Source organism: Veillonella sp. HPA0037 (assembly GCF_000411535.1).
Taxonomy (GTDB): domain Bacteria; phylum Bacillota; class Negativicutes; order Veillonellales; family Veillonellaceae; genus Veillonella; species Veillonella atypica.
Genome location: NZ_KE150483.1, coordinates 535,727 through 554,256 on the forward strand (window position 1 = coordinate 535,727; position 18,530 = coordinate 554,256).

Genomic DNA, 18,530 nt, shown 5'->3' on the forward strand with positions numbered 1-18,530 from the left:
TATTAATGAAAAATATTGTATACATGAATACATACAAAAAAACCACCCATCTATGATGAGTGGTTTTACTTGCTCTATTATGATTAGAATGTGTAACCTACACCAGCATGTAAGCCTTTGGAAGTCTTGTCATTATCGTTTACGCTATATTTGTCATAACCATAATAAACATTCAAATCAATGTTAGGTTTAACTTCATATTGAGCACCTACTTGATAGGATTGTTTAATATCGTTGCCCCAACCAGCTTTAGCAAAGCCGTTAACTTTGTCAGTCAAAGGCACGTGACCAATTACACCAGCTTGAACACCTAACTCAGTGTCATGTGTACGGATAGCTGTACCAGCACCGTAAATATTTACATTAGGATGTACTTTGTAAACATAAGCCAATTGGTGATCTTTAATATCGCCATTTTTAGCATTTACTTTGTTATAAGAGTATTGAAGAGCAGATTTATTGCTTAAATCATGTTCTAAAGATACGCCAAAGCCATCATTGTTAGTGCCACCGCTATTAGATACGCGTTGATTGAACGCATAATCAGCTTGAATTTTTGTGGAATTATCACTGATTTTAGTTACAGGCACGGATGCAGCGAATGCACTGCCAGTAATCACTGTTGCAGCTAAAGATAATAATACTAATTTTTTCATTTGTACCTCCTATACACACATAAATATGTGTCTTAATAAGTTACTTTTATTCTAATATTGTATAAGTATATATATTAAATATTAGCGTTTCATGAATACAGGGATATCAGGGATACCACTTGTTGGAGCAGATGTATTTGTTGCTGGACGTGCAGCAGTTGTTGTTTTACCGAATTCTGGAACATTCTTAGTACTGGAGTTAAAACCAGTTGCAACAACTGTAACTTGAACGCTATCGCCCAAGCTTTCATCAATAACAGAACCGAAGATGATATTTGCATCAGGATCTGCTGCATCAGAAATAATTTCAGCTGCTTCGTTAATTTCGAACAAGCTCAAGTTTGCACTACCGGAAATATTAAGCAAGATGCCTTTAGCACCATCGATGGAAGTTTCCAACAATGGGCTGTTGATAGCCATCTTAGCAGCGTCTGCAGCGCGGTTTTCACCAGTAGCTATACCAATACCCATCAAAGCTTCGCCTTGTTCAGTCATGATAGTTTTAACGTCTGCAAAGTCAAGGTTGATTAAACCAGGGATTTGGATCAAATCGGAAATGCCTTTGATACCTTGACGAAGAACATCATCAGCTTTACCAAATGCATCAGACAAGGAGCATTTTTTATCTACAACTTGTAACAATTTATCATTAGGAATAACGATAATTGTATCAACTTTTTGAGTCAAGAATTCAATGCCTTTTTCTGCTGCAGCACGACGACGTTTACCTTCAAATGCAAAAGGTTTTGTTACAACGCCTACAGTCAATGCGCCTACTTCTTTAGCGCATTCAGCAACTACAGGAGCAGCACCAGTACCAGTACCACCACCCATACCAGCAGTTACGAATACCATATCAGCACCTTCAAGAGCTTTGATGATATCTTCGCGACTTTCTTGAGCAGCTGCTTCACCGATTTGTGGGTTAGCACCAGCACCAAGACCTTTAGTAACTTTTTCACCGATTTGAATAGTTACATCAGCCTTGGACAATTCAAGTACTTGGCTTTCAGTGTTAACGGATAAGAATTGAACCCCTTTTAGTTCACTTTCAACCATGCGGTTAACAGCGTTATTACCGCCACCACCGACACCGATAACTTTAATATTTGCAAAATCAGACATCGAACTTCCTCCTCTTATCGTTATCTATTTCTGTCAATATAAATGCGAATACATCTATTTATATACTGAGTTAATTATAACAATTACATTTATTTTACACTAAAATTTAAAAACTTTCCACTACAACTATAATCGAATCTTGATAATTAGAAACGTTTAGTCATAATGTTCTTTCGAATAGCAGCTAAATTAATAAAAACCCGTAACCCAAAACCAATCAAGGCAACGTAGTATAAATTAATCCCAATTAAATCGCCAATATATACTAATACAACAGCAAGTATTACATTGGAGAAGAATCCACTGATAAAATTACTTAAATCAAATAGTCTCTCTAATGCGGCACGACTGCCACCAAATACCGCATCTAATGCAGCTAGCACAGCTACAGAAGTATAATTAGCATAGCTTGCTGGAATATGTAATGGTGTAAACCATCCTACCACAACACCTACTATGAGTCCAATGATAGCAAAGATATAAATATTCATTCTTTACCTCCTAACTCATTTGATTGTAAATGCTCTTCTCTATAAGAACCGGTAAATGCCGGAATGGCAATGGATGGCTCCTCTTTTATGGTCACCTTAATGCCCCAATGTTTTAAAGAGTCTACAATACCTCCACGCATAGTGAGGGCTGAATTCAATGTTTTAGGATCCCCTATGGCCTTAACTGTAAATGGAGCGCCATACACCTTACCATTCACGGTAATCGTAGGACCTGAACAACGAATTTCGGACGTACCAATCAAACGTTGATCATTGATTGCCAATGCTTCAGCACCACCAGCTCGTAATTCATTGACGATACGTAAAATATCTTCATCATGAATTACATATAGGTTAGGATTTTCGCCCCCTTGAATTGGTTTAGCACTATCCTCTATTAGAACGGTCACCCCAGGTCCTTTGACATTAGTCAATGCGGCTTTGCGAAGTAATGTTTCATCTGCACTAGAACCGGAACCACTGGCTTTTAATTGCTCAATTTGCTTTAGTAAAGCATCCTTTTCATGTTCTGCATCTTTTAACTGAGCCACCAAATCACCAGTTCGTTGTAGCCGTATATTCTCTTGAATATTATCTTGTGTCATCTTGTACTGAGTAATGACCATGAATCCCAATACAAAGCTGACAAGACCAATAGCCCATCGTTCGTGTTTCACAACATCATCCACCCTTTTTGTGCTTATAACTAATCTTGTTTTGATTTTGATACATTAGCACTTTGTTTTGATGTATCTTTTTTCTCAGATTGGCTAGTGTCTGACTTAGATTTATTAGATTTTGGTTGCACCGTTACCTTATCGGTTTTAATGAAAGGAGATGACGGATTAACATCTATATATTGAACATTACCTTGACTCTTAGGTAAATCTTTTAGCATAGACGCTGTTAAATCGGCTTTGCTTTTCAAATCTTCGCCATCGCCTAGTCGAATCTGTATACCTGATACGGTATACGCCATCATATTATTAGGATCACCAATATTGATTTCTGCAATTTGCTTAAATGTATCATCATCTAAGGCACGCAGATAATCAAGAGCCTGTACAATCGGCTTATCGGTAACCATATCACCTAGCAGTATATTACCACCCTTAACACCAGAAATCATAGGCACCGTCGTGTCTTCAATGACACTATCAGATGCAATCACTTGCCCATTCTTATCCAAGGTTAAATACCCAAATTGAGCTGGTATCACAGCAATAGCCTTACGCTCGACTACACGAACCACCATTGTTAACGGCAATTCGTAACCAATTTGAGCGTCTTCAATACGAAGATCCTTTGATAATCGGTGCCGCAAGTTTTCTCTATTGATACGAAGTACATTGACTGGTTCCCCAATATCACCAGCAACCTCTACATCCTGTACAGTAACCTTATCAGATCCAACAACTTTAATAGAACCAAGCGGAATAGGTAGATTAAATAAGCCTAACAACACGATGGCTACAACACCACCTATTTTTAGAAATTTCTTTCTAACCTCCGCTTTTTCTTGTTTACGTTTACGAGCTAATTCACGCTCACTGTTATGTATTGAATCTCCATCATCCTTGTGGATTGGCTCAGTCTCAGGATGAAGAAAGTCGGGTCTATGATGCTCCGTATCTATCTGATTTGAGTTTGGTGGATGTTGCTTAAAATCATCCATAACTACTCTCCTTACATACTACAGCATTTAAAACTTCCCATAACCTGCTGTTAATAAGATTTTTTCACATAATTCAGGAAAATCTATGCCCATCTCTTTAGCAGCCTTTGGCACCAAAGAAGTAGCCGTCATACCTGGAATAGTATTGTATTCCAATACATACATATTATCTTTATCATCAGTCATAACATCAACGCGAATAGCCCCACTCGCTTGTACTTCACGATATACAAGTTCACCAATAGCTTGCATCTCTTTTGTCATATCTGCACTGATTGGAGCCGGTACTAAATAATCAGTAGCACCTGCTGTATATTTACTAGCGTAATCATATTCCCCAGAATGAGGTCTAATTTCGATAATAGCCAATGCCTTACCATCCAATACAGAAACGGTAAATTCACGACCATTTAAATATTGTTCCACCACAAGAATTGGGTCATATGTAAGCGCCTCTGTAACAGCCTTAGTCAATTGATTTTCTTCTTTTACAATGGTAACGCCAATACTTGAGCCTTGTGTTGCTGGTTTCAATACAACAGGCAAGGAGAATTTAGATTCAATATCTTTAATGATATCTTCTTTCGACTGTAGATTGCCATTGTAGGAAATAGATTCCGCCGTAGGAATGTGAGCGCCTTTGAACACATCTTTACTTACTTTTTTATTCATTCCTACAGAATGTGCCATGATACCGGATCCAGTATATGGAATTTCAGCCATCTCTAATGCACCTTGCAAGGCACCATCTTCACCATAACGTCCATGAATCGCATTAAATACAACATCGCCCTTAAGGTTTTCAATGTCTTGTAATACAGTACGAGGATTTAGTTCTAATGTGGAAACGTGATACCCCTTGCTAATCAAAGCCTCTGCAATGGCTGCGCCAGTTCTACGAGATACTTCAGCCTCAGCAGATGGACCACCCATTAATACGATGATATGTTTATCTTTCATTGTAAACCTTCTTCCAATAACGCTAATAACTTTGGACCATATTGATTAATCGAACCTGCCCCCATAGTAATAACCAAATCATTTGGTCGTACCACCTTCGCAAGGACTGCTGGCAAATCATTTACATCTTCCACATAATTTACATGTTGATGCGTTACTTCACTAATAATATTCGGAATTGTATGACCATCAATGCCGCTAATTGGATCTTCTCCAGAGCTGTATATATCTGTCATATAAATTTCGTCTGCACTGGTGAAAGCCGTAGCAAACTCGTCTTTCAATAAGGATGTACGAGAATAGCGATGAGGTTGGAACACACAGATAACACGATGTTTTTCTAATTCCTTAGCGGCTTTTAAAGTTGCTTTGATTTCTGTTGGATGATGAGCATAATCATCGACTACCCATACACCAGCTACATGCCCCTTTGTTTCAAAACGACGTTTAGCACCGATAAATTTACCTAATGCTTTCACAATGGATGGCACCGGAACGTGACAACATTCGTGGGCCACAATAAAAGATGCTAAAGAATTTAGCACATTATGATTACCTGGTACACGTAAGGACACTCTGCCCAATGTTTCACCTTTACGAACTACATCGTAAACTAAAGAACTATCTTCATAGTGGATATTTTTTGCTACATAATCATTAGACTCTTCTAAACCATATGTGATAAATTGACGTTCCACTTTGCTCATAACATAACGAATGTTATCATTATCGCCGCAAACAACTGCTTTACCATCAACAGGTAATGTTTCAACGAATTGACAGAATGCATTCAATAGATTTTCCATCGTCTTATAATGATCCATATGATCATCTTCGATATTCGTAATAACAATCGTCTTAGGTCTTAATTTTAAGAATGAACCATCACTTTCATCGGCTTCAACAACAGAGTATTCACCCTTACCTAAACAACTACTCCCCTTGAGGTAATCAACTTCGCCACCGATAATAACAGTTGGTTCCATTTGTCCTTCTACGAGAATTTGACCAATCATTGATGTAGTAGATGTTTTACCATGAGCACCGGCTACGGCAATACCATTCGTAACATCCAATACGGCTTTTACAATGTCAGAACGATGTAAAATAGTGATACCTTGTTCCTTTGCTGCTATGATTTCCGGATTATCTTCACGAATAGCTGTGGAACGAACTACAGCATCTACACCTTGTACATAATCAGCATTATGACCGATATGAACGGTAGCCCCCATTTTTCTAAAACGTTCAATTACATCAGATTCTTTAACATCAGAACCAGATACTTCATATCCTTTTTGAATTAAAATATTCGCAATAGCGCGCATACCAGATCCACCTATACCGATGAGATGAATCTTATGGATACCTTCTAACATAATTACTCTCCTTAACTATTTCGCAATAGATAACGCTAATTCAGCAATATCATGAGCTGCATTCGGTTTTCCTAAACGCAACGCACTGGCCCCCATTTGAGCCAATAATTCACGATTTGCCATAAACATTTCGATTTCACCAATTAAATCATGGCTCGTCAAAACCTTATCTACAATCATATGCGCAGCCCCTTCTTGTACGAAAATGCGCGCATTATACGTTTGATGATCTTCTGCAGCATAAGGATATGGCACCAATATAGATGGAATACCACGTACTGCCAATTCAGCCAGTCCGATAGCACCAGATCTAAATACAGCCAAGTCCGTAGCGGCTAGCGCCTTTGGCATATCATGTAAATATGGCAAAATCAACGATGATTCTCCCAAACCAGTACCATCGTCAATACCTAGTTGCTCTAATACAGTATTATATTCCCCATTCCCTGTAATGTGTACCAACTTAATGCCCGATTTACCTTGAAAATGTTTATGTACATCTATCATGGCCGTATTAATCGTACGTGCCCCACGAGAACCACCAGCAATAAGAACTGTAAAAATATCATCAGACAGCCCAAAAAATTGGCGACCATCTGCACGAGAATCTACAAGTACATCAGGGCGCACTGGATTGCCCGTATATACGACACGTTTCGCCTTGCTAAATGATTTTGCGGCTTCATTATAACCAACTGCGACTATATCAACAAAACGGCTCAAGATTTTATTCGTAATACCAGCAATAACATTTTGCTCTTGAATTAATGTAGGAATATTGCGTAATGCTGCAGCCATTAAAATAGGACCACATACATAACCACCTGTGCCAATAACAACATCTGGTTTAAATTCTGAAATAATTAAATTGGCCTTTATAAGAGAAAATGCCGTTTTCCCCATTGTTACCAACGTACCTAATGAAAGTTTTCGTTGCAGACCTTGTACAGGTAATGTAACAAAATCAATGTTCTCCTTCGGTACCAAATCAGCTTCTAAACCATGTTCTGTTCCCACATAGAGGACCTTAGCATCAGGTTGCTGTTTCATGATTTCCTTATATATCGTAATGGCTGGGTATATATGACCACCTGTGCCACCGCCAGAAATGATGATTCGTTTCACGCCCTTAGCCCCTTTCCTCTAATTCTCTAACACAGTTTTTAAAATCTTCGCCCCGCTCTTCAAAGCAACTATACCAATCAAAGCTAGAACATGCTGGTGAAAGCAATACTATATCTCCAGCTTTTGCTAATTGATAACCTAATGCAACAGCCTCTTTCATAGACTGTGCACGATGAATATGTTGAACACCCATTTTTACAGCAACGGATTCAAATCGATCTGCTGCTTCCCCCATAAAAATGACCTCTTTAGTATGTGCTTTCACAATATTCATAAAGTCTTCTAAAGGCGTCATCTTATCATGACCACCAGCCAATAAAATAACAGGTTTATCAAAGGCATCTAAAGCTTTTACTACAGAGTCTGTATTAGTAGCCTTAGAATCATTATAAAATGTAACATCATGGAATGTTGTAACCCGTTCCAATCTGTGTTCTACACCATGAAACTGTTCAATGGTATGTTTAATATGCTCTACCTTTACACCTAAAGCATATGTTAAGGCAATTACAGCCAATATATTTTCAATATTGTGAAATCCCTTAATGTGGATATGTTCTGTATCAATAACCGGAGTAGCTTTACCATCTGATACGGCATAGCATGTATTGCCTTCAAAATACGCACCACTATCAACCTTATGATGTTGGCTAATGCTAAGAATTGTACTGTGAGCATCTTGTTTCATAGCCGCCACAATAGGGTCATCATCATTGAGGACGACAAAATTACCAGCAGTTTGATTCATAAAAATACGAGCTTTAGCTGCTGCATAGTTTTCCATCGTCTTATGACGCGCCAAATGATCGGGCGTAACATTTAATACAATAGCCCCTAATGGACAAAAGGACTTAATTGTTTCTAATTGATAGCTAGATAGTTCAGCTACTAAATAACCACCTTCTGGCATATGATACGCAGCTTCACTTAAGGAATCACCGATATTTCCGCCCACCTTGACAGGAAGGCCAGTAGATTCCATAACTTGCGTTAATAGAGTGGTTGTGGTGGTCTTACCATTTGTGCCAGTAACACCTAAAATAGGAGATTTGCAAACATCATAAGCAAGCTCTACTTCGCTTACTACATCAATCTTACGATGCAAAGCCTCTTGTACGATTGGAATGGATAAGGCAATGCCCGGAGAAATGATAATACGATCTACACCATCAAGTAAGCTATTATCTTGTCGTCCCGTAATGATGGTTACACCAGCATCGTCTAATCGTTTACGTGTTGATGGTTCAAAGTCTACTGATTTATAATCATTTAAAACTACATTTGCATGTAACTGTGCCAATACCCATGCGGCACCAATTCCACTGGAACCAGCACCTAGAACAAGAATATTTTTCTCTCCATAATCCATTTATATCACCTAAATCACTAAGCACGAAAATTTTTTATCTCATCTTATAAGAATACCATTAAATGCCTTTCAAGTTAAGTATTTTCACGTATTTAACTATCAATTTACAAATATAAGGTCCTTATATTAAATAGTTACAGTTGCAAGTATAACACCTAACACAGCTAGAACTGCACCACCAAACCAGAAACGATTAACTACAGTTTGTTCAGACCATCCGGATAATTCAAAATGATGGTGAATTGGGCTCATCTTAAATACGCGCACGCCTCTTGTTTTAAAAGAAATGACTTGAATGATAACAGACAAAGCTTCCATTACAAAAATACCGCCAATCACTACGAGTAATAATTCTGTTTTAGTTAAAATAGCCATGCCTGCAAATGCGCCACCAAGAGCCAAGGACCCTGTATCGCCCATGAATACCTTTGCAGGATTAATATTAAATACCAAGAAGCCTAAACATACGGCTGTTACAATAGCGCCAAAGAAAGCTACGCTTTCAGCAGCCACAGAACTTTCAGTGGAGTATATCATCAAGCCGATTACAGAAAACGCAATCGCTGCTACGGCGGAGGTACCAGATGCCAATCCGTCAAGACCATCCGTTAGATTAACAGCATTCGTAGCACCTACAATAATCAAGAAAGCCAAAATATAATAAGCAAATCCCAATTGAACATGTGCATCTATAACTGGTATCCATAATGTTGTAGGAATAACCATAATTTCAGTAATACAATAACAGAATACAGCAGCCAAAATGAATTGGCCTAATAATTTTTGTTTTGCTGTTAAGCCAAGATTACGTTTTTTAACAGCTTTTACAAAGTCATCAAAGAACCCGAGCAAACAATGACCAAGTGTAAGGAATAACAGCATACCTGTCGCCACATTCCATGGTGCAAAAATAGCCACACCGATCGTAAGAGCTACCATCATAAATGCACCGCCCATTGTCGGTGTACCAGCCTTAGCTTGATGGCTTTCAGGACCTTCCTCACGTATACTTTGTTGAGCATGCAAAGATTTAAGCATAGGAATACCAATCTTGCCCAATACTAATGTAATTATAAATGTCACTACAAATGCTAATAGAATGTGGTAAATCATATTACTCCCCTATTCTCTAATAACGGCCAATACGGCTAGAAGAATCTAGCCGTTATAACCTCTATTCACGTTCTTTTAATTCCTCTACAACACGTTCCATTCGAAGACCTCTGGAACCTTTTACCAAAATAACATCGCCCTTTTCACGAATATCATTGTAGGCATTTGCCATTTCAAGATGGCTATTGCAACGATGCACCTCTAAACCTGCTAATTTCGCTTCTTTAGCAATGAAATTTGCCGCCTCACCAAAGGTAAATACAACGCTATACCCTTCTTCGGCCAATAATCTGCCAACTTGGCGATGGCCTTCCTCCGTAAAATCACCTAGTTCAAGCATATCGCCGAGCATAGCAATTTTACGTTTACCTTCTAATTGACCCAATGCTTTGATGGACTCACTCATAGAAGAAGGATTAGCATTATACGCATCATTGAGAATAACAATGTCTTCGAATGCTACAATTTCTTGACGCATAGGTGTGCCTGTAAAATCACTAAGACCTTTTTTAATCTTACTAGATTTAACGCCTAACACACGACCTGCAGCAATAGCAGCTAACGCATCATACACATTATGCTCACCAATCATAGGCAAAAATACGTCAAATACTTCGTCATAACATTTGCAGGTAAACTTAATGCCATCCTTTTTATAGCGTAAATGACTGCCAATTACCGTAGCATTGCTATGAATACCGTAAGTAACAGTTTTTCCTTCTGCAATGGAACTCATGGCCTTTACGAAATGATCATCTTCATTTAGAATGGCCACACTATCAGGGCCTAAACATCTAATCAATTCACCCTTTGCCTCAGCAATGGCTTCTTGAGAGCCCAACAATTCAATATGGCTGGTTCCTACATTTGTAATAATACCAATTGTCGGTTCTGCAATAAGGGCTAATTCTTCAATTTGACCTAATCCACGCATCCCCATCTCTACAACACAAGCTTCGTGTTCTGGTGAAAGTTGCAATAATGTTTTTGGTAAACCAATTTCATTATTAAAGTTCTTTTCTGTTTTTAAAACATTAAACTCAGTACTAAGAACAGCGGCTACCATTTCTTTTGTCGTCGTCTTACCAGATGAACCAGTAATGGCTACCACAGGGATTTGAAAACGTCGTCTGTGAAAGTTCGCCAAATCTTGGTATGCCTTTAGCGTGTTTTCCACTTCCACGCAAATAATGCCATCTACACTGCGTCCCTTTTCAACGATTGCTGCAGTGGCCCCTTTTTCGATGGCTGTTTTAATAAAATCATGACCATCAAATGTATCGCCTTTCAAGGCTACAAATACATATCCCGCTTCAATCGTACGCGTATCAGTAGATATATCTTTTAATTGTAAACTTACATCGCCCTTACATGTGCCACTAGTAGCATCAATTATTTCTTGTAATGTAAATTCTGCCATATTAGATCTCCTTAAGAGCTTTTCGAGCCTCTTCTCGGTCATCAAAATGAATTGTTTCATTTTTTAATATTTGATAATTTTCATGACCCTTACCAGCGATAATAACAATATCACCAGCTTTTGCATCATGAATTGCATGATTAATTGCTTCTCTACGATCGACAATTACCTCATAAGAAGTACCGTCGCGAAGTGCTTCTTTTACACCCACTTCAACATCCTTAACAATTTGTACAGGATCTTCAGTTCGTGGATTATCGGATGTTACATAAATCTTATCACCGTACTCTGCAGCAATACGACCCATAATTGGACGTTTTGTAGCATCACGGTCGCCACCGCAGCCAAACACGATAATTATACGATTTTCTTTAATTGCCTTTGCAGTTTCTAAAATATTTTGCAAACCATCCGGTGTATGAGCATAATCGACAACAACGGCAAAATCTTGCCCTTCTTCAATTAATTCAAAACGTCCAGGAACGGAACTAAAGGTTTTTAACGCCGTATCAATCGCTTCCATGGAGATGCCTTCTTGTAGACAAGCTCCAATGGCAGCCAATGTATTATACACGTTAAATAAGCCTGTAGTATTCATCGATACAGGGTAGCTTTCCCCCTTATAATTCACAGTATACTGGCTATTCTTAGTAGACATATGAACATCTGATGCATTCAATGTGCCCTTGCCTAATGTACTGTATGTAATTGTTGGAGCTGTAGTTTTTTCCATAACACGATGACCATAGGAATCATCGATATTAATAACAGCACCTTTATTATCTTTTACTTGATTAGGCGCACTAACTTGTTCAAACAATTTACATTTAGCGGCCAAATAATTTTCAAATGTTTTATGGAAATCCAAGTGATCTTGCGTCAAATTCGTAAATACTGCCGTATCAAATTCAACACCGCTAACACGGCCGAGTGCCAATGCATGAGAAGATACTTCCATTACACAGTATTCCACGTTTTCTTGAACCATTTGATGTAAAATATGCTGTAAATCAACAACATCAGGTGTCGTATTATGAATTGGGTAACTCGTATCACCAATCATGATATGGACAGTACCGATAACCCCTACCTTATAGCCTTGTGCCTTAAGGATATGGCGAATCATATGTGTGGTAGTCGTCTTACCATTTGTACCTGTAACACCGACCATACGCATGCGATTAGCTGGGTAATCAAAGAAATATGGAACACAGGCCATCATAGCTTGGCGTGTATCAGCAACAGTGATGACACATACATCGTCAGGTACAGTAACCGGTTTTGATACGATAACGGCAACAGCACCGGCTGCAACTGCTTTATCAATATAATTGTGCCCATCAACTGTAGCCCCATCAAGAGCAATGAACAAACTATTCGGTTTTACTGCTCTGGAATCAGCTGTAATATCTTGAATAGATACATTTTGATTGCCTTGTACTTGTTGTACATCTAATGTACTAATAATATCTTTTAAGGTTTTCATACTACATTCTCCTCTATATACGCAAATTAAAGCAGCCCATAAGAGCTGCTTTTGCCTGCTAATCTATAATTTGCTGTTTCGTTTGTACATTGCGTTCTGAAGTCGTACTTTTAGTGCTATACACAAAGGAATCAGGCAAAACCATCCCCAATTGTTCTTCCGCAATTTTTTGAATGCGTACTGGAGATTTCAAGGATGCCACCTCTACATCAAGGGTATCATTATCCTTTGCTAATTGTACTACAGTTTGTTGTGTTTTAACTACTTCATAACCTAATTTTGTAGTATATGCATTCATAGCCATCATAATCATCAAAAAGCCAACAAGGATTGCTATACCTTGAATGATTTGTCTCATCAATGGACTAATATCAAAAACAACACTAGCTCTCGCTTTTTTCGCTTGTACACCTAGCAACACATCACGTTTAACGTGGCCCACAACAGCCTTTCTCGCTAACATTAAAATAACCCCTTCCAATACTACAATTTAATCCCTACTCTAAGTTTTGCACTTCTAGAACGAGGATTCATTTCTACTTCCCCTGCACTAGGCTCAATAGCCTTATTTTTAGCCTTAAGAACAGCCTTATGATGACATACACATACTGGTAATTCTGGCGGACAAATACAAGCTGTACTTAGCTCTTTAAATGTTTGTTTTGTGATGCGATCCTCTAAGGAATGGAATGTAATAACACCAATTCTCCCCTTTGGCTTCAACATACTCACAGCATCTACAAAACTATCATGCAAAATGGCAAGTTCTCGATTCACTTCAATGCGTATCGCTTGAAATGTACGTTTTGCAGGATGTGGACCATCCTGTCTTGCTTTTGCTGGTATAGCTTTTTTTATAATTGACACCAATTCGCCAGTAGTGGTAATTCTCTTTTCATTACGGGCCGCCACGATAAATTCAACAATACGTTTAGCCCAGCGTTCTTCACCGTAATCACGGATAATCTGTAATAATTTATCAGATTCATATTCATTCACGACTATTTCCGCAGTAATAGGTGCCTCTTTATCCATACGCATATCAAGAGGTCCATCATTCATATACGAAAAACCGCGTTCCGGTGTATCCAGCTGATAACTAGAAACTCCTAAATCGAATATAAATCCATCAACTTCATAAATACCTTGCTCTTCTAAAGCATGTTTTAAATCTGAAAAATTCGTAGGTATCGTCATAACCTGACAAGTTAAATCAGACAAGCGTTGTCTCGCTACCGCTAAGGCATCTTCATCTTGATCTAAACCGATAATCATGCCTTGTGAACTCAATCGTTCACCTACGGCATGAGCGTGACCAGCACCACCTAAGGTACAGTCAACATAGATACCATCAGGATTGGTAACAACAGAATCCACCGTTTCATTCAACAACACACTGACATGATTAAATTCCACGATAGCCTCCTACAACACAATGCCTTCTAATCCTTCAGCCAAGGACTCTACGCTGTCAGCCACTTCCGCATCATATGCATCAAAGCGTTCGCGGCTCCAAATTTCAACCTTATCACCAGTACCAATAATAACCGCATCCTTTTGTAGCTTCGCATGCTCACGAAGGGCGCTTGGCACCAAAATTCGGCCTTGTTTATCAAATTCAAGTTCTGCAGCACTACCAAAGTAAAACCGTTTGATAGCACGCGCATTTGCTTTATTAGATGGTAATGATTGTAATGTTTTTGAAAGTTGCTCCCAACTTTCGGCAGTATATATAGCGATGCAGTTATCGAGGCCTTTTGAAAGTACACAGTGATCACCTAGTTGTTCACGTATTTTGGCAGGTATAATCAACCGTCCTTTTGCATCTATAGTGTGATTATATTCACCCATGAACATCTAACATCACCGCCTTACAATCCTCATTCACCACTATATGGTAAATTTTACCACAATCCCCCACTCGTTACAATAAATAAAACGTAAAAATTGGTGAAATTATGAATTTTCCTTCATCTTCAAATCAAAAGAAAACCGCGTAGCACGAGTGTACTACGCGGTTATACATACCTTAGATAGACAGGTATTCAGTGCCTACCTTTTGGGAGGTATCTTATTTAGTTGTCTTTTTAGCTACTTGAGGATTAGCAGCTAATACTTTTTCAAGCACTTCTTTAATTTCTTTATTTTGTGCTTCTAAGCTAGCAACCTTATCTTCTAGAACTTTTACAGTTGCTGGAGATGCAGGTTTGGAAGGTGCTGTAGGAGCGGAGCCTATACCAATAGTTACACCAGCATTTGCCATTACACCATTATCACCATCATAAGCAGCACCAGCGTGGAATAACAAATCAGGATTTGCATAATGAGCAACACCTAATGCAGTTGCTGTTTTACCTTTGTATGTACCAACAGCTGCCATGATTTGAGCTTTTTGGCCTTCATGGTATTCAATAGGTTTCAATGCTGCCAATGCGGCTGCAGATGCACCTACTGTTTTAACTTCACGTTCTACACTGCTAATGCGACGAGAGTTATCTTGAATTTGTGCTGTATGTTGTTCAATAGTTTCATGATCTTGAATTGTTAATGCACTTGCACGCAAGCTGTAATTTGCAGCTTCAGCTAATGTACTAATATCTGCAGTATTCTTGTTAACTTGTAAGCCCATTACATTGATACGTTCATTGTTTTCCAATGCAATCGCACCTACTGCCTTAGTTAATTTAGTATTGTCATTAACTTGATTTGTTACAGTAGCAATACTTTGTGTATTTGTATTAACTTGGTTAGATACTTCTGTTACACGGTTATTAACAGTGTTAATATTAGTAGCATTTGCTTTCACAGATTCAGTAATACCAACAATAGCATTTGCATTAGTTGTTACACGGCTATCAATGTTTTTAATATTTTCTGTATTCACACTAATATTCTTAGCATTTACATTGATATTATTAATATTCGTAGTAACTTGATTAGATACTTTAGCAATATTAGTAGTATTTGCTGTTACTTGGTTATTTACTTTTGTAATATTGTTTGTATTTTCAATAACGGATGCATTGATAGTGGCAATATTATTAGTATTTTTGTTAACTTGAGCAGATACACTATTAATTGCTGCAGTGTGTTCATCAACCTTGTTGATTACTTTTTGAACTGTTACGTTAGTATTTTGAATTGCTTCAGCATTTTGTTTGATAGCAGCTTTATTAATATTGATATTTTCAGTATTGTGTTTGATTCTATCAGTATTAACTTCTACTTGGCTTTGAACATTTTTAATGCGTTCTTCGTTAGCATTAGCTTTGATTGTATTCGCATTAACTTGTTCTTTTACCTTAGATACATCAGCACTTACATTTTGCAAGTCTTTAATTGCTTGTGTATTTTTGCCAACTTGATCTTTCAAGCCAGATACATCTGTTTGGATGCCGTTGATAATCTTAATATTGTTTTCAACTTTTGCATTTACATTTGTTACATCAGATTTAATATTTGTTACATCAGATTTGATGCTTGTTACATCCGTCTTAATATTTGTAACTTGATTATTGATGGTCTTCACATCATTCTTGATGTTTTCAACATTGTTGTTCACAATATTAATCTTCGCATCAATCTTCGCATTGATGTTAGTAATATCATTCTTCACGATAGTTACATCGGCTTTGATATTGTTAACATTCTTTTCAACATTTACTACATTAGCTTTAATGTTGTTAATGTTGGAAGTATTGTTTTGAATATTTACAGTATTAGCATTGATGACACTATTTTGAGCTTTAATGTTGTTTGTGATGTTTTCAACTTTCTTTTCAACATTAACGATTGTAGTGTTACCTTTACCTACTTGACCTTTCAAGGATTCAATAGCTTTCGCATTAGAATCAACTTTGCCGTTCAAGTTACCAATAGCCGCTGCATTTGCATCGATACGAGTGGAGTTAGCGTTTACCTTAGCAGAAACATCTGCAATATTTGCTGTGTTACCTGCTACTTGTTTAGATACACTAGCAATAGCATTTGTATTATTAGTTACATCAGTACGTATTGCTTTAATATCTGCTGCATTCACATCAACTTTACTATTAATATTAGCTACATTATTTTGAATAGCTGTAATAGATTTACTATTATTTTCAATAGCTTTTGTATTAGCATCAACTTTTACATTTACATTATTGATCTTGCTATCGATATTTTTATTATTTTCAATAATCTTAGCATCGATATTTTTATCAACTTTGTTAATAATAGTTGTGTTGTTGTTGTTAATTGCAGTATCAATATTCTTATTGATTACTGTATTGTTATTATTGATAGCAGTTTCAATATTCTTGTTGATCACTGTGTTGTTATTAGAAATTGCGGTATTGATATCATTTCTAATCACTGTGTTATTTGCTTCAATCTTATTATTGATTGTAGTTTCTACGTTTGTGATTGTTGTACCAATTTGACCATTCAATTTCTTGATAGCATCTTCATTAGCAGAGATACGTTCAGAATGATGAATAATGTTACCATCAATGTAATCAAGACGTTGATCATGACGGTCTACGCGAGCTTTAAGGCCAGATACATCACCTTTAACGCCATCAATCTTAACATTTACATCACCAATCTTCGTATTGATTGTGTTGTTAATTTGTTTGTTGTTTTCATTGATTTTTACATCAATATTTTTATCAACCTTGTTAAGAATTGTAGTATTATTTTCAGTAATCTTATTATCGATAGACTTATTAATAACTACATTATTTTCATTAATTTTGTTAGTAATAGTATTTTCGATATTTGTGATTTGAGTACCAATATGACCTTTTAATTCATCAATAGCTTTAGTATTGGATTTAACACCATCTTCTACAACACTGATACGTGTAGAATTATCTGTGATGTTATCTTGTAAGTAATCCAAACGTTGATCATGACGATCTACACGTTCTTTAAGACCTGCTACATCACCTTTAACACCATCAACTTTTACATTGATATTATTGATATCACCTTTAATGCCGTCTACCTTAACATTTACATTGTTAATAGCTGTTGTATTGTTTGCAATGTTAGTTGTATTAGCATCTACTTTCACATTTGTTGCATCAATACGTTTGCTATTATCTACGATAGCTTGTGCATTAACAGCGATGTTCTTAGTATTGTTTGTGATGTTAGTAGTGTTGTTTTCTACCTTACCATTGATATTAGTGATTTGAGTTTTAATATCGTTGATAACTGTAGAGGATTGACCTACTTTGCCTTTCAATTCATCAATAGCTTTAGCGTTGATATTGATATTCTTAGTGTTGTTTTCAATAGCTACCTTGTTATCACCGATAAACTTACGGTTTTCAAGGGCAATTGTACCAGCTACATTAATATCTTTTGTATTTTGATCTACGCGTTTAGTTAAGCCATCTAAATCGCCTTTAATACCATCAACTTTTACATTAATGTTATTAATATCACCTTTAATACCGTCCACTTTAACATTTACATTGTTAATAGCTGTTGTATTAGCATCTACTTTAACGTTTGTTTCATTGATACGTTTACTATTATCTACGATAGCCGCTGCATTAGCATCTACTTTAACGTTTGTTTCGTTGATACGTTTACTATTATCTACAATAGCTTGTGCATTAACAGCGATGTTCTTAGTATTGTTCGCAATGTTAGTAGTGTTATTTTCTACCTTAACATTTGTTTCATTGATGCGTTTACTATTATCTACAATAGCTTGTGCGTTTACAGCGATGTTCTT

16 protein-coding genes are annotated in these 18,530 nt (G+C 37.1%); all 16 read right to left on the minus strand.

The features are described from left to right. Positions 1-83: 83 nt before the first annotated feature. A complete protein-coding gene (locus HMPREF1477_RS02555) occupies positions 84-656 on the minus strand; it encodes an outer membrane beta-barrel protein (protein WP_005376108.1) in 573 nt (190 codons plus the stop codon). Positions 657-737: 81 nt separating this feature from the next. After that, positions 738-1,781 (minus strand): cell division protein FtsZ, encoded by a 1,044-nt coding sequence (ftsZ, locus tag HMPREF1477_RS02560; RefSeq protein ID WP_016475699.1) that lies wholly within the window; start codon positions 1,779-1,781, stop codon positions 738-740. Positions 1,782-1,927: 146 nt separating this feature from the next. Beyond that, the gene (locus tag HMPREF1477_RS02565; protein ID WP_005376145.1) at positions 1,928-2,272 is read right to left on the minus strand and encodes a small basic family protein; all 345 of its coding nucleotides are present in this window, start codon (positions 2,270-2,272) and stop codon (positions 1,928-1,930) included. Next, positions 2,269-2,949: a DUF881 domain-containing protein gene (locus tag HMPREF1477_RS02570; protein ID WP_005379199.1), complete on the minus strand. Its 681-nt coding sequence runs from the start codon at positions 2,947-2,949 to the stop codon at positions 2,269-2,271. The genes HMPREF1477_RS02565 and HMPREF1477_RS02570 overlap by 4 nt, the downstream gene beginning before the upstream one ends. 29 nt (positions 2,950-2,978) lie before the next feature. After that, positions 2,979-3,947 (minus strand): cell division protein FtsQ/DivIB, encoded by a 969-nt coding sequence (locus tag HMPREF1477_RS02575; RefSeq protein ID WP_016475700.1) that lies wholly within the window; start codon positions 3,945-3,947, stop codon positions 2,979-2,981. 27 nt (positions 3,948-3,974) lie between these two features. Beyond that, entirely contained in the window at positions 3,975-4,907 is a 933-nt protein-coding gene (locus HMPREF1477_RS02580; protein WP_016475701.1) for a D-alanine--D-alanine ligase, read from the minus strand. Continuing rightward, on the minus strand, positions 4,904-6,286 hold the full coding sequence (gene murC / locus HMPREF1477_RS02585) for a UDP-N-acetylmuramate--L-alanine ligase (RefSeq protein WP_016475702.1): 1,383 nt from the start codon (positions 6,284-6,286) through the stop codon (positions 4,904-4,906). Before murC ends, HMPREF1477_RS02580 begins: the two co-directional genes overlap by 4 nt. Before the next feature lie 15 nt (positions 6,287-6,301). Continuing rightward, positions 6,302-7,411, minus strand: coding sequence for an undecaprenyldiphospho-muramoylpentapeptide beta-N-acetylglucosaminyltransferase (gene murG / locus HMPREF1477_RS02590; RefSeq protein ID WP_016475703.1), 1,110 nt, complete (start codon positions 7,409-7,411; stop codon positions 6,302-6,304). Positions 7,412-7,415: 4 nt separating this feature from the next. Next, positions 7,416-8,780, minus strand: coding sequence for a UDP-N-acetylmuramoyl-L-alanine--D-glutamate ligase (murD, locus tag HMPREF1477_RS02595; RefSeq protein ID WP_016475704.1), 1,365 nt, complete (start codon positions 8,778-8,780; stop codon positions 7,416-7,418). 126 nt (positions 8,781-8,906) lie between these two features. Then, positions 8,907-9,893, minus strand: coding sequence for a phospho-N-acetylmuramoyl-pentapeptide-transferase (gene mraY / locus HMPREF1477_RS02600; RefSeq protein ID WP_016475705.1), 987 nt, complete (start codon positions 9,891-9,893; stop codon positions 8,907-8,909). 61 nt (positions 9,894-9,954) lie between these two features. Further along, positions 9,955-11,313 carry a UDP-N-acetylmuramoyl-tripeptide--D-alanyl-D-alanine ligase gene (murF, locus tag HMPREF1477_RS02605; protein WP_016475706.1) on the minus strand — a complete coding sequence of 453 codons (1,359 nt, stop codon included), beginning with the start codon at positions 11,311-11,313 and terminating at the stop codon, positions 9,955-9,957. A 1-nt stretch (position 11,314) separates the two neighbouring features. After that, positions 11,315-12,799: a UDP-N-acetylmuramoyl-L-alanyl-D-glutamate--2,6-diaminopimelate ligase gene (locus HMPREF1477_RS02610; RefSeq protein WP_016475707.1), complete on the minus strand. Its 1,485-nt coding sequence runs from the start codon at positions 12,797-12,799 to the stop codon at positions 11,315-11,317. 58 nt (positions 12,800-12,857) lie between these two features. Then, on the minus strand, positions 12,858-13,262 hold the full coding sequence (gene ftsL / locus HMPREF1477_RS02615) for a cell division protein FtsL (protein WP_016475708.1): 405 nt from the start codon (positions 13,260-13,262) through the stop codon (positions 12,858-12,860). Positions 13,263-13,282: 20 nt separating this feature from the next. Continuing rightward, the gene (rsmH, locus tag HMPREF1477_RS02620) at positions 13,283-14,215 is read right to left on the minus strand and encodes a 16S rRNA (cytosine(1402)-N(4))-methyltransferase RsmH (protein ID WP_005376203.1); all 933 of its coding nucleotides are present in this window, start codon (positions 14,213-14,215) and stop codon (positions 13,283-13,285) included. Between the two features lie 9 nt (positions 14,216-14,224). Beyond that, complete coding sequence (gene mraZ, locus HMPREF1477_RS02625) at positions 14,225-14,656, minus strand: division/cell wall cluster transcriptional repressor MraZ (protein ID WP_016475709.1); 432 nt, start codon at positions 14,654-14,656, stop codon at positions 14,225-14,227. A gap of 214 nt (positions 14,657-14,870) precedes the next feature. Next, positions 14,871-18,530: YadA-like family protein (locus HMPREF1477_RS09815; RefSeq protein ID WP_016475710.1), on the minus strand; the 3,660-nt coding region annotated here is incomplete at its 5' end.